At 33.7% G+C, this 13,522-nt stretch carries 10 protein-coding genes; 1 reads left to right on the top strand and 9 read right to left on the bottom strand.

The window, feature by feature from the left end:
* The first annotated feature begins 87 nt into the window (after positions 1-87).
* Positions 88-1,641 carry an aldehyde dehydrogenase family protein gene (locus C8C83_RS07965; protein ID WP_121327614.1) on the top strand — a complete coding sequence of 518 codons (1,554 nt, stop codon included), beginning with the start codon at positions 88-90 and terminating at the stop codon, positions 1,639-1,641.
* A gap of 82 nt (positions 1,642-1,723) precedes the next feature.
* Here the strand turns inward: C8C83_RS07965 and C8C83_RS07960 are convergent, their stop codons facing one another.
* The 9 genes from C8C83_RS07960 to nuoH form a co-directional block, all read right to left on the bottom strand.
* On the bottom strand, positions 1,724-4,567 hold the full coding sequence (locus C8C83_RS07960; RefSeq protein WP_121327612.1) for a T9SS type A sorting domain-containing protein: 2,844 nt from the start codon (positions 4,565-4,567) through the stop codon (positions 1,724-1,726).
* A 591-nt stretch (positions 4,568-5,158) separates the two neighbouring features.
* Positions 5,159-5,935: a Bax inhibitor-1/YccA family protein gene (locus tag C8C83_RS07955; RefSeq protein WP_121327610.1), complete on the bottom strand. Its 777-nt coding sequence runs from the start codon at positions 5,933-5,935 to the stop codon at positions 5,159-5,161.
* A 167-nt stretch (positions 5,936-6,102) separates the two neighbouring features.
* Positions 6,103-7,494 carry an NADH-quinone oxidoreductase subunit N gene (locus C8C83_RS07950; protein WP_121327608.1) on the bottom strand — a complete coding sequence of 464 codons (1,392 nt, stop codon included), beginning with the start codon at positions 7,492-7,494 and terminating at the stop codon, positions 6,103-6,105.
* A 64-nt stretch (positions 7,495-7,558) separates the two neighbouring features.
* Positions 7,559-8,998 (bottom strand): NADH-quinone oxidoreductase subunit M, encoded by a 1,440-nt coding sequence (locus tag C8C83_RS07945; RefSeq protein WP_121327606.1) that lies wholly within the window; start codon positions 8,996-8,998, stop codon positions 7,559-7,561.
* A gap of 10 nt (positions 8,999-9,008) precedes the next feature.
* Positions 9,009-10,892 carry an NADH-quinone oxidoreductase subunit L gene (nuoL, locus tag C8C83_RS07940; RefSeq protein ID WP_121327604.1) on the bottom strand — a complete coding sequence of 628 codons (1,884 nt, stop codon included), beginning with the start codon at positions 10,890-10,892 and terminating at the stop codon, positions 9,009-9,011.
* Positions 10,893-10,898: 6 nt separating this feature from the next.
* The gene (nuoK, locus tag C8C83_RS07935; protein WP_017494599.1) at positions 10,899-11,219 is read right to left on the bottom strand and encodes an NADH-quinone oxidoreductase subunit NuoK; all 321 of its coding nucleotides are present in this window, start codon (positions 11,217-11,219) and stop codon (positions 10,899-10,901) included.
* Positions 11,219-11,758, bottom strand: coding sequence for an NADH-quinone oxidoreductase subunit J (locus C8C83_RS07930; RefSeq protein WP_121327602.1), 540 nt, complete (start codon positions 11,756-11,758; stop codon positions 11,219-11,221). Before C8C83_RS07930 ends, nuoK begins: the two co-directional genes overlap by 1 nt.
* On the bottom strand, positions 11,759-12,304 hold the full coding sequence (locus C8C83_RS07925; RefSeq protein ID WP_099712762.1) for an NADH-quinone oxidoreductase subunit I: 546 nt from the start codon (positions 12,302-12,304) through the stop codon (positions 11,759-11,761). It lies immediately after the preceding gene.
* A 160-nt stretch (positions 12,305-12,464) separates the two neighbouring features.
* Positions 12,465-13,520, bottom strand: a complete 1,056-nt coding sequence (nuoH, locus tag C8C83_RS07920) for an NADH-quinone oxidoreductase subunit NuoH (RefSeq protein ID WP_121327601.1) — start codon at positions 13,518-13,520, stop codon at positions 12,465-12,467.
* Positions 13,521-13,522 lie beyond the last annotated feature (2 nt).

The raw sequence follows: 13,522 nt of genomic DNA, 5'->3' as shown, positions 1-13,522 counted from the left end.
GATTTTAACAATGGATTTGAGTTTAAATTCAACTCTAAATAATATCTTTACAATAAAAATATAACAATTTTAACTAAAAAAGTTACAATGACAACAATAGCATCGCAATTTGGAATGAATGAGGCTCTGGAAAAATTGGGCATCAAATTGGTAAATGACGGAACATCAACAGGAACGCAAAATTTTGCTTCCGGAGAAAGTTTGGATAGTTTCTCGCCAGTTGACGGAAAATTAATTGCTTCGGTAAAAATGTCAACTCAGGAAGATTATGAAAAAGTAATGCGTGCAGCAACAGAAGCTTTCAAAACTTTTCGCTTAATTCCTGCACCACAACGTGGAGAAATTGTACGTCAGTTTGGGCAAAAGTTGCGCGAAAATAAAGAAGCTCTTGGTAAATTGGTTTCTTATGAAATGGGGAAATCATTGCAGGAAGGTTATGGTGAAGTTCAGGAAATGATTGATATCTGTGATTTTGCTGTTGGTTTATCACGTCAATTACACGGATTAACAATGCATTCAGAAAGACCTGGACATCGTATGTATGAGCAATATCATCCATTGGGAGTTGTTGGAATTATTTCGGCATTTAATTTTCCGGTGGCAGTTTGGTCTTGGAACACAGCTTTAGCATGGATTTCAGGTGATGTTTGTGTTTGGAAACCCTCTGAGAAAACTCCTCTTTGTGGAATTGCTTGTCAAAATATCATCGCGCAAGTTATCAAAGAAAATAATTTACCGGAAGGAATTTCATGTCTGATAAACGGTGATTATAAGATAGGTGAATTAATGACGGCTGATACACGAATTCCGTTAGTTTCTGCGACAGGTTCAACCCGAATGGGAAAAATTGTTGCACAAGCAGTTGCGGGTCGCTTAGGGAAATCATTATTAGAATTAGGAGGCAATAATGCAATCATTGTAACTCCGGATGCTGATATTAAAATGACTGTTATTGGAGCAGTTTTTGGTGCTGTAGGAACGGCGGGACAACGTTGTACATCGACACGAAGATTAATCATTCACGAAAGTATTTATGATAAAGTAAAAGATGCTTTAGTTGCGGCTTATAAACAATTGAGAATTGGAAACCCGCTTGACGAAAACAATCACGTTGGTCCACTTATTGATACTCATGCAGTTGAATTGTATGCTCAGGCATTAAATAAAGTGGTTGCCGAAGGTGGAAATATCTTGGTTGAAGGTGCGGTACTTTCGGGCGAAGGTTACGAAAGTGGCTGTTATGTGAGACCGGCAATTGCTGAGGCTCAAAATTCATTTGCAATCGTACAACATGAAACATTTGCTCCGGTTTTATATTTGATTAAGTATTCAGGAGAAGTAGACAATGCGATCGAACTTCAGAACGGAGTTGCACAAGGATTATCATCGGCAATTATGACGAATAACCTTCGCGAAGCCGAAAGATTTTTATCAGTTACAGGTTCTGATTGCGGAATTGCAAACGTAAATATTGGAACTTCAGGTGCTGAAATCGGTGGAGCTTTTGGTGGAGAAAAAGAAACTGGTGGAGGAAGAGAATCAGGTTCTGATGCCTGGAAAATCTATATGCGCCGTCAAACTAATACAATCAATTATACAACAAGTTTGCCTTTAGCACAAGGAATCAAATTTGATTTGTAATTTCTTTTTTTAAGAAATCAACTATATAGAAAAGGCTTCCAAATTTGGAAGCCTTTTGCTTTTACAACATTATAACAATTTGTTATTTTTTAAGAATGGTTTGATTTATTGCGCCATTGGCAGTGTAAATTTTTGCCAAATAAGTTCCAGGAATTAATCCGTTTGTATCAATACTTTGAATTCCTTTTTGTACAGTTTTCACTACTGTTCCTGATATATTATAGAGTACAACTTTCTCCACTTGTTGGTTTGAATCTGATAAATATAAGGTATCTCTTGTAGGATTTGGGTATAAAAGTACTTTAGAACTTTCTACAGTTTCTTCTTTTTCAGTCGTTTTTGCCATGCGTAATGTACTTCCGCTATATTCAGTACTAATGTAGAAAAGGTTAGCGACTGATCCTTTAGTTATTGTATTTGTTCCTGCTGCTATTGTGGCAGTAACTATTCCGGCAGATGCAGTATAAGACACGTTATTTACCTTAATTGTTCCTGTAAAGTTAGAATCAAAAACCAAAGTCAATGTAGAGCTGCTTGTTGTGGTGTAAGTAATTGAAGTACTTGATTCAATTTTTAAACGCGCAGTAAGGGTTAATCCTGCATAAGTTACAGATCCGGCAGTAGAGTTCATGCTTCCTGTGATTGTATAAAAGCTACTTGTTTTTCCAGAGGTTGTAAAATTATGAATCTCATTTGTGCTCGGATTACTTGTTGTTACCGTAATAGTTCCTGATCCTGTCGCCGGAGTTCCCGTTCCAGTTGTAGCAATTGAATATGAAACGTTTGCTGTAGGAGTTCCCGTAATTGTAATTGTTTTAGCTGTTGTATTTTTTACAAAACTAATTCCTAAAGCTGGCAATCCTGTTACAGTAGCATCTGTAGCATTTCCACCCCAAGTAAAAACGATTGTACCAATTGCTGTTCCGCTTGTTACAGTTTGATTGTTGTTTGCTGTAGATGTAAGAGTTTGGCTTCCTGCAGCTGTTACTGTGATAGTTCCTGATCCCGTGGCCGGAGTTCCAGTTCCGGTTGTTGCTATAGAATATGATACAGTAGCAGTTGGAGTTCCAGTAATTGTGATTGTTTTAGCTGTAGTATTTTTCACAAAGCTAATTCCAGAAGCTGGCAATCCTGTTACTGTTGCATCTGTAGCATCGCCACCCCAAGTGAAAACTATGGTGCCAATTGCTGTTCCGTTTGTTACTGTTTGATTATTATTCGCTGTCGAAGTTAAAGTTTGAGCACTTGTTGGCGGATTTCCTTCACCTTGTACAGCTACTAATGAACCTGTATAATTAGTAAGTGTTGATTTTAATGCTGAAATTACAAGAGAGGAATTATCATCAACACTATTGTTAAATACCCATTTTAAATCTCCTCCGGAAACACGACCGGCATATTGAGTTACTTTAGTTTTTGCAGCAACAGGTTGATCGATCGTGAGGTTTTTTACGTATAAAGCAGCGTCAGTATCAAAGTTATTATACGTATTTGCGCCAGATTTTGATTTAATACTACTGCTTACTGTTTCGCCTCTTGAAGAAGCAACATAAGCGTCAAAATCTGTGGTAGAACTTATTTTTCCTGAGATATTGTATAACGGATTTGCATCACCGTAAGCCACAAAACGCATATTATTAGTAGCGATATCTGCATCAAAAGTATTATTGAAAGCTTTAATAGAACCTCCGGCTTCTCCGGAGAAAGTTCCCATTGTACCGGCATTATTTACTTGATTTGCTTCATCCCAAATATCAGAACCTTGCAGAGAAGTAAGCATTGGATGTTTACTGTTTCGGTAATAATTTCCTTCTACAAAAAGAGAAGATCCTAAAGTCGACCCTGCACCATATTTTGCTACACCATCATAATAATTGTTGTAAATATGAGCTGAATAGTAGCGAACGCGTGGATGACGAGAATCGGAGTGATCAAACCAATTGTGGTGATAGGTGATATATAATCCCGTTGTAGTTCCTTCGCTTAAGCCTAATAAACTCGCTTTTCCGTTATCCCAAAAATGATTGTAAGACAAGGTTATGTAAGTAGATGATTTGTTATCTAGCGCTCCATCGCCTTTTATTTGGTCTGCATCACTACCTGCATTTCCGTAGAATAAATCGCAATTGTGAACCCAAATGTGGTCATTATCTTGTTGCATTCCAACATTGTCTCCTGCAGTACTATTGCAATTCATAAATCCCAGATTACTAACTTCGATGTTTGATGCTGCTTTTAAGCGAACACCCCAGCCATTTGCAACTGCATCAGTTCCTATACCTTCGATAGTCAAGTAGCTAGAAGCATTGTTGGCGTTTTCTATAACAACATCTCCACCTTCCATCACGGTCATATCAGTTATATTTCCAATCAAACGAATGATAAATGGGCGTGTGTCTTTTCCTTTTTTGATGGCATAAAGAATATTTTGTAAACCAACACATGGGTTTGCACTGGCTCCGGTAATATTCATCGAAATTGTATTTTTTGTATTTTGTGTAATATAAAGAATTACAGCTCCATCTTTTGGTGTTCCATCCGCTTTGTATCCTCCGGGAACACGTCCGCCGTCGAAAGCAAAGCCATTTCGGTCTTGTGCCAAAACAGTTAAATTACTTGTTACAGATCCTGTTCCTTCTGAACCAGAAATTACCGGTTTTACTTTGATTGTATAGGTTCCGGATTTAAGTCCTGGAATATCGGCTCTAAAATAAGTTCCGTAACTGCGAATAAGCTGATCGTCTATTTTGCGGTCCACAATTCCATTTCCAGAATAATAAACATTATAAGTTTGAGCATTGCTTACGGGTTGCCATTTTACAAATGCAGATTCAAGCCAGCCTGAAGCTTCATTTATTTGAACTTGTTGTGCCCACGTTTGGAGCGAGAGTAAAAATGCAATAGCAATAAGTAGGTTTTTTTTCATAATTTTTTGGTTTGATGTTAGTTGTAAAAATGGATAATTTTAAATATCAAAAACTCAACGTTGAATTGTAATCGATTACACAAAATTATATCTTATTTTGGAATTACATATTTATTTTTAGTTAAAATAATTAATTATGTAATTTTTTAAATGTATAAATGTAAAATATGTAATAAATTGCACTAAATGCAATTTATTACATAAAGACTAAAATCTTTGTTAGATAAGAATTTTATTGATAATTTAAATTTTGAAGGTGAGGGGTTTTTATTAAAAATATCAATTTTTACATTTTTTTTTAATTCAAAATGGCAGTTTAAAATTTTAAAGAAAAGTAGTGTTAATTATAAAGATTGAAACTGTCTTTTTTAGTTTTAAAAGTATTTTAAAGTACAATTTAAACTAATTTTCCATGTCCAAATTGATAAGAAATTTAAATTTGGATTAAAAATGACTATGATTTAAGTTCATTTTTTAAGCGATAAATCTTTTGAAAGGGGAGTTTATAAAAGATAATTTAATGTAGTTTTTGGGTATAAAAAAAGCCTTTTTGAATTTCAAAAAGGCTTCATTTTTTATTGTTTGTGGCAATTATTTATTGCTTGCTAATTTTGATAGTAATCTTAAGAATTCGATATATAACCAAACCAAAGTAATCATTAATCCCATTGCACCGTACCATTCCATAAATTTTGGCATTCTTTCCTGAACTCCTTTTTCTATTTGATCGAAATCTAAAAATAAGTTCAAAGCAGCAATGATAATCACGAAAACGCTGATACCAATACTCATCATTCCGTTTCCGTAGTGAACAGGAGTAAAATTATTAAAGATCAAAGAAGCAATCCATGAAATCAAATAGTAAGTAGCAATTGCTAAAGTAGCAGCGATGACAACCGATTTGAACTGTTCTGTAACTTTTACAATTTTAAATTTATATAAACCTAAACAAACTAAAAAGGTTACTAATGTTGCACTAACAGCATTAATTACAATTCCAGGATATCTTAATTCAAATATTGCAGAAATTCCTCCAATAAACAGACCTTCAAACAAAGCATAACCAGGAGCTAAATATGGTGAAGCCTGAGGTTTAAAAGTAGATACTACAACTAGAATTAACCCAACAATTGCACCACCAATAGCTGGTAAAATTGGATTCATTCCGTTAAAAGCCATCCACCATGTGATCATAGAAGAGGCACATAATATTAAAAATAGAATAGCTGTTTTATTGATAGTACCTGACAATGTCATTTCCTGATTGTAATCAATAATTTGTGCATGGTGTACTTCTTCAGCTTTTGAAACAGCATTTGATGAAAAACGCTTGTCGCTTAAAAATGGATTTTTTGAATTGAAGTTCATAGTTTTAATACATTTAATTGTATTCAAATATATGGAGTTTTTTCGAAGTCCTATAGTTTCGGCGAAATTTTTAACATGATTTTTTCTTATATAAAAATCTATTCTAAAATAAAAAGTCCATCAAAAGAAACTCTTGATGGACTTGTATTTATTTTAATCGTATTTTTTTATTTCAATAAATCTAAAACTAAAGATGGAAATAAACCTAAAGCAATATTTAATACAATTGAAATTATTGCAACTGCATAAATAAGGAAAGGTTTTCCGGTACGCTCCTGATTTGGTTCTTTAGAATACATTGCTAAAATTAGTTTGAAATAATATCCAACACTAATAATAGAATTGATAACAGCAACAATTACTAAAGCTATATATCCCGCTTGAATTGTTTGATTGAATAAGAATAACTTAGCAAAGAATCCAGAGAAAATTGGAATACCGGCCATTGATAATAATGAACCCGTAAGGATAGCAGCCAATAATGGATTTGTTTTTCCTAAGCCATGAAAATTAGTAATATCTTCGTTATCCTGATTTTTGCATACATATAAAACCACACTAAAAGCAGCGATTCCAGCTAATGCATAAGCAGCAGTGTAATATAACAATACTCCTGCAGATGTTGCTACAGTTAATAAAGTCATCAACATAAAACCTGCATGTGAGATTCCTGAGAATGCCAACATACGTTTTACATTTACCTGACGTAATGCCATTATATTTCCAACGGTCATAGAAGCAATTGAAATAATTACTACAATCGTTTCAAAAGTTCCCAAAAGATCCTGATTGTCTAAAGATGGAACTAAGTTTAGTGCTGAAACTAATTTGTAAAGTGTTGCAATTGCTACAACTTTTGCCAAAGTACTCATTAAAGCAGTTGTTAAAGCAGGAGATCCTTCGTAAACATCCGGAGCCCAAAAGTGGAAAGGAACTGCAGCAACTTTAAACAACATTCCGATAATCATTAAGATCATTCCAATTGGAAACCAGATTGGCAATTCGGCAGATAAAGAACTTTCGTGAATTTCTGCAACGTCAAAACTTCCCATTGCTCCGTAGATCAAACAGATTCCGAATAAGATAATTCCAGATGCAAAAGATCCCATCAGGAAGTATTTCATACCAGCTTCGTTGCTTTTCAAATTCAAACGATCGCTCGCAGCCAAAACATAAAGTGCAATTGATAAAATTTCGATTCCTAAGAAAAACATCGCTAAGTTTCCAAAAGAAACCATTGCAACTCCTCCAGCTAATAAGAATACTTTTATAGCAACAAAATCTGAAATTTTGGTAGGATGATTTTCATAAAAATTATGACTTAATGCTACTAAGAAAATGGTTAGAATAATAAACAATGATGAAAACGTAGTTGAGAATTTGCTCACCGTAATCATGTTATTGTAATAACTCTGCTCTAATCCAAATTCGTAATAGTTAAGTGCCAAAACTCCCAATAAACCAATGATGGTAATAGGAACGATGGCCTTTCTTAAATTAAGAATTTCAAACAATAGGCAGAAAATACCCAATCCTGTTATAGCTATTAATGTATTCATTTTTGCTTTTTTGATTTAGGAAATCTAAAACTAATGACGCCCTAATTTATTTTTATTTAAAATATTAATTTTTGTTGATAACGCTTAGAATTGTTTCTAAACTTGGTGTAATCAAATCTGTAATTGGCTTTGGATAAAATCCGAAGAAAATTAAAACCGCAATAATTACAACTAATGAAATTCCTTCATTAATAGAAACGTCTGCAAAAGTCTTAGAATTAGTTTCTCCTAACATTACATTTTGAAACATTTTAAGCATATAATAAGCTCCTAAAATAATAGTTGTTCCACCTAAAACAGCAAACCAAATATTAATTTGAGAAAGACTATACAAAACTGTAAACTCTCCAACGAAATTAAAAGTACTTGGCAAAGCTACAGAAGCCAATACCAAAATTAAAAACATAGAAGTAAATTTTGGAGATTGTGTACGAATACCTCCTAATTGTGAAATATCTCTTGTTTCATATCTTCTGAAAATAATTTCGGCAGCATAAAACAATCCGACTACTACAAAACCGTGAGCGATCATTTGTAAAACAGCTCCACGTAAACCGTCAAGAGTTAATGTGTAAGTTCCTGCAGCAATTAATCCAACGTGTGCAAGAGATGAATAAGCCAATAATTTCTTTAAATCTTTTTGTCTTAAAGCTACGATTGATCCGTAAATAACTCCGGCAATTCCTAAAGCAATAAAGATATTCATGTATTCTTTTGCGGCCAATGGTGCAATTGGCAACTGCCAACGAATAACACTATATAATCCCATTTTTAGCATGATACCAGATAAAAGCATAGTTCCAACTGTCGGTGCTTTTTGGTACACATTTGCTTGCCATGTATGGAAAGGAATAATTGGAATTTTAATAGCATAAGCTAAGAAGAAAGCTAAGAAAATCCAAAGTTGCTCAGACGCAGATAAGTTTAATTTGTATAAATCTTCGATTAAGAAACTTCCAGCTTTTTGGTATAAATAGATGAAAGCAACCAACATGAACAATGAACCTGCAAGTGTATAGATAAAGAACTTAACTACTGCTTTTCTACGTTCTTCGGCATCACCATTACCCCAAATAAGAGCAATGAAGTAAATAGGAATAAGCGCTAACTCCCAGAAAATATAATATAATAGACCATCTGCTGCAAGGAAAGTTCCTGTCATAGCAAAAGCCATAAATAAAATTAATGCATAAAAAGCTTTTGAATTTTTATACTCATTTCCAAAAGAAGAGAATATAATAATTGGTGTCAAAGCTACCGTTAACAATAGCATTGCGATTCCTAAACCATCCGCATTTAGAGCAAATGAAATTTTAGGTTGATTAATCCAGGCGTTGATCAAACTGATGTTTTCACCTGCACAAAAATGATTTAATAAAACAATTGAACAACCTAAAGCCGCCAAACTAAAGAACAAAGCTACTTTTGATGCTAGTTTGTCACCAGCAAAATAAGTGGCAAATGCACCAATTAGAAGAATAATTAATATAAGAGAAACGTTCATAGTTGTAAAATTATTTAGCTAAAAATATATAGGAAACAATGGCACAAAGCCCCAAAACAAATGCAAAAAGATATAATCCGATACTTCCGTTTTGTAGTTTTTTACCTTGAAAAGCTAGTTCGTTAGTTACTTTTCCTAATCCAAAAACAAGAGCAGATAAACCTGTCTCAATATAGTCTCTGAAAAATCTTGATAATCCGTTAATAGAGCGAACAAATATTGCATCGTAAGCTTCGTCTACATAATATTTATTATATAATACTTTGGTTAAACCAGTAATATTTTCATCTGCTTCCGGAACATTATCTTGTTTAAAGTATTTAATGTAAGCAATTAAAATACCTAATAATCCACCTAAAACAGCAACTCCCATTAAAGTATATTCTGTTGCGCCTAAATGATGTTCTTCGCCAGCTACTTTTGTGAATAGCGGAGCTAAATATTCATTTAACCAGCTATTTCCAGGTAAGCTAATGATTCCGCCAAAAGTGGCAAGAATAGCTAAAATAATTAAAGGGAAAGTAATTAATCCGTCACTTTCATGTAAGTGATGTTTTTGTTCTTCAGTTCCTCTAAAGTCTTTAAAGAAAGTAAGGAACATCAATCTGAACATATAAAATGCTGTCATGATTGAAGCAATAGATCCAACTACATAAAGTGGAATATTATGATGGAAAGCCGTTAATAATATTTCATCTTTAGAGAAGAAACCAGAGAAAAACGGAACACCTGAAATTGCTAATGATGAAATTAACATTGTCCAGAAAGTGATTGGCATTGCTTTACGCAAACCACCCATTTTACGCATATCTTGTTCTCCATGCAAACCGTGAATTACAGAACCTGAACCTAAGAATAAACAAGCCTTAAAGAAAGCGTGCGTTATTACGTGGAAAACAGCTACTTCATAAGCACCAAATCCTAATGCTAAAAACATTAATCCTAATTGAGAAACGGTAGAGTAGGCCAAAACTTTTTTGATATCTGTCTGAACTAATCCAATTGTTGCAGCAACTAATGAAGTGATTCCTCCAATAACAGCAATAACAGTTTGAACGTCTGGTGCTAAATCAAATATAAAATTTAATCTTGTTACCATAAAGATACCAGCCGTAACCATTGTTGCAGCGTGAATCAATGCAGAAACCGGAGTTGGTCCAGCCATCGCATCAGGTAACCAAGTGTATAATGGAATTTGTGCAGATTTACCACAAGCCCCAATAAATAAACATAAAGCAGCTAATGAAAGCAACGGAATATTTAAGTTAGTTGCTCCGGCAATTGCAGTTTTTAAAGTTGCATAATCTAATGTTGAGAACATTGAACCAAGAATGAACATTCCGATTAAAAGACCTAAATCCCCAATTCTGTTCATGATGAAAGCTTTTTTCGCAGCATCATTGTAATCCTGGTTTTTATGCCAGAATCCAATTAATAGGTAAGAACAAAGTCCAACACCTTCCCAACCAATAAATAAAACTAATAAGTTACTTCCAATTACAAGTGTAATCATGAAGAATACGAACAGATTCAAATACGCAAAAAACTTGTGCATATTTTCGTCATCGTGCATATAACTAATAGAGTATAAGTGTATCAATGAACCAATACCAGTTACAAAAAGCAACCAAAGTAAAGATAATTGATCTAATAAAAATCCAAGATTGATATGTAGATTACTAATTTGAATCCAATCAAATAAAGTAACCTCAATGGCTTGTTTTGTTTGGCTAATTTGATTGAAAAAGAAAAGTGTAACAGCAAAAGAAACTACTACAGAGGCAGTTCCAATAATTCCTGAAACTGTTTTGCCTAAGCTCTTGCCAAAGAAAACATTGATTAAAAATCCTAAAAAAGGAGATAAAACTAAAAGTAAAGCTAAATTGGTATCCATTTTTATTTATCCTTTTAAATTTTTTAAATTATCGATACTAATCGAACCTAAATTTCTAAAGATCGAAACTAAAATAGCCAATCCAACTGCAACTTCTGCTGCAGCAACCGCCATCGAAAAGAATACAAAGACTTGTCCTTGTGCATCTTGATGATAAGTTGAAAAAGCAACAAATAAAAGGTTAACAGCATTCAACATGATTTCGATAGACATGAATACGATAATAGCATTTCGTCTGTACAATACACCAAAAATACCAATACAGAAAAGTACAACACTTAAAAAGATGTAGTTTTCAATACCTATTTGATTTAATATATTACCCATTATTTATTTAATTTTTCTTTTTTAGACAATAATACAGTTCCAATCATGGCTACTAAAAGCAAGATCGAAGCAAATTCAAACGGAACCATATATTCGTTCAATAATATTTTACCAAGTACCTGAATCGATTGAAAATCTTCACCAGTTGAATCATATTCTCCAACAATTGGTTTAGAATTAATGAAAATGGCAATCAATACAACACAAATCAAACAGAAAGAAACAATAGCGCCTAAACGTGTAATTCTAGGTCGATGTACTTCTCGTTGTTCGTTCAAATTCATCAACATAATCGTAAACAGGAAAAGAATCATAATCGCTCCAGAGTAGACTATTATATGTACTACAGCCAAAAACTGAGCGTTTAATAATAAATAATGACCAGCGATCGAGAAAAAACAAATTACTAAATAAATAGCACTATGAATTGGGTTTCTGCTAAAAATAGTCAGGAAAGCAGTAATTACCGTAATAAACGCTAAGAAACAAAATACAACTTGTACAGTTGTTGCGTGAGCAAAATCAGGAATATGTATCATTTAGTTAGCATTATTAAGTTGAGCATTTTTGATCGCCACATCAAGAGGCATCACTAATCTGTCTTTTCCAAAAATGAAATCTTCTCTTTCATAGCTTGAAGGAACCAAAACTTTTGAAGTTGTCAAATAAATGGCATCTTTCGGGCAAGCTTCTTCACATAAACCACAGAAAATGCAACGCAACATATTGATTTCATATATCGAAGCGTATTTTTCTTCTCTGTACAAATGTTTTTCATCTGCTTTACGTTCTGCAGCTTTCATTGTGATTGCTTCAGCAGGACATGATAAAGCACATAATCCACAAGCAGTACAATTTTCACGACCTTGTTCGTCACGTTTCAACTGGTGTTGACCACGATAAACCGGGCTCATTTCACGCACTTGCTCAGGATAGTGAATTGTTACTTTTTTTCTGAATAAGTGTTTAAGTGTGATACCTAATCCTTTCACAATCGCCACAAGATACAATCGTTCCCAAAAAGTCATCTCTTTGTTAGAGACCATCTTTTTTCTACCCGATAATGATATAGTTTCTATTGACATTTTTAATGTATGGTTATGATTCTCATTTGACTGTTAGATCAAATTTAAAATCTATTTTATTTTTTATTTGAAGCTAATCCTGCTATCCGCTGTATCTTTAATTTTTTAAAGAAAAAAATTAAAGGATGCCGCTTCTATCAGGGCTAAGGCTTTACGGTTCTTAGAATCCTAAAGCTGCTGCGATATCGTGTCTTAAAATAACAGCGCCTGTAATCATGATATTAATGATCGAAAGCGGAATTAAAATTCTCCATCCTAAATTCATTAATTGGTCATATCTAAATCTTGGAATTGTCCAACGTACCCACATGTAGAAAAATATGAAGAAACATATTTTAACAAACAATACAGCGATTCCTAAAAGATTGGCAGTATTTACGCCAACATTTTCTACCATCCAGCTCATTCCAGGATAATTATATCCACCAAAGAATAAAACAGAAATAATAGTAGCCGATATAAACATACTTGCATATTCAGCAAATAAATAGAATCCCATTTTCATGGATGAATATTCTGTATGGTAACCTCCAATTAATTCGTTTTCACATTCTGCCAAGTCAAAAGGAGTTCTGTTTGTTTCAGCAAACGAACAAATTAAGAAAATTAAGAATGATAAAGGTTGGTATAAAACATTCCAATGCCATTCTGACTGTTGTAAAGATATTTCTTTCAGACTTAAAGTTCCGGTCATCATCAATAAAGCAATCATTGATAATCCCATAGCAACTTCATAAGAAACCATTTGAGAAGCAGCACGAATAGCTCCCATCAATGAAAATTTATTATTAGATGCCCATCCACCAATCATAATACCATAAACACCTACTGAAAGTACTCCGAAGATGTATAATATACCAATATTAATATCAGTTGCCTGTAAATAAACATCACGGCCAAAAATATTTAATTTATCTCCCCACGGAATTACAGCACTTGTCATTAAAGCCGTACTCATGGCAATTGCCGGTCCTACGACAAATAAAAATTTATTAGGTGTATTTGGGAAAAATTCTTCTTTAGAGAATAATTTCATACCATCAGCAAGAGGTTGCAATAATCCTCCCCATCCTGCACGGTTTGGTCCAACACGATCCTGAAGATAAGCTGCAACTTTACGTTCAGCCCAAGTAGAGTACATGGCCATAATCATTGTGATAGCAAAAACTACAACAATTACAACACTCTTTTCTATAATAAACGTACCATCTACCATCG

Origin of the sequence: Flavobacterium sp. 90, from assembly GCF_004339525.1 — a bacterium.
GTDB lineage: Bacteria > Bacteroidota > Bacteroidia > Flavobacteriales > Flavobacteriaceae > Flavobacterium.
Note: the sequence above shows the minus strand (reverse complement) of the source record. Positions and strands in the feature narration are given on the sequence as shown.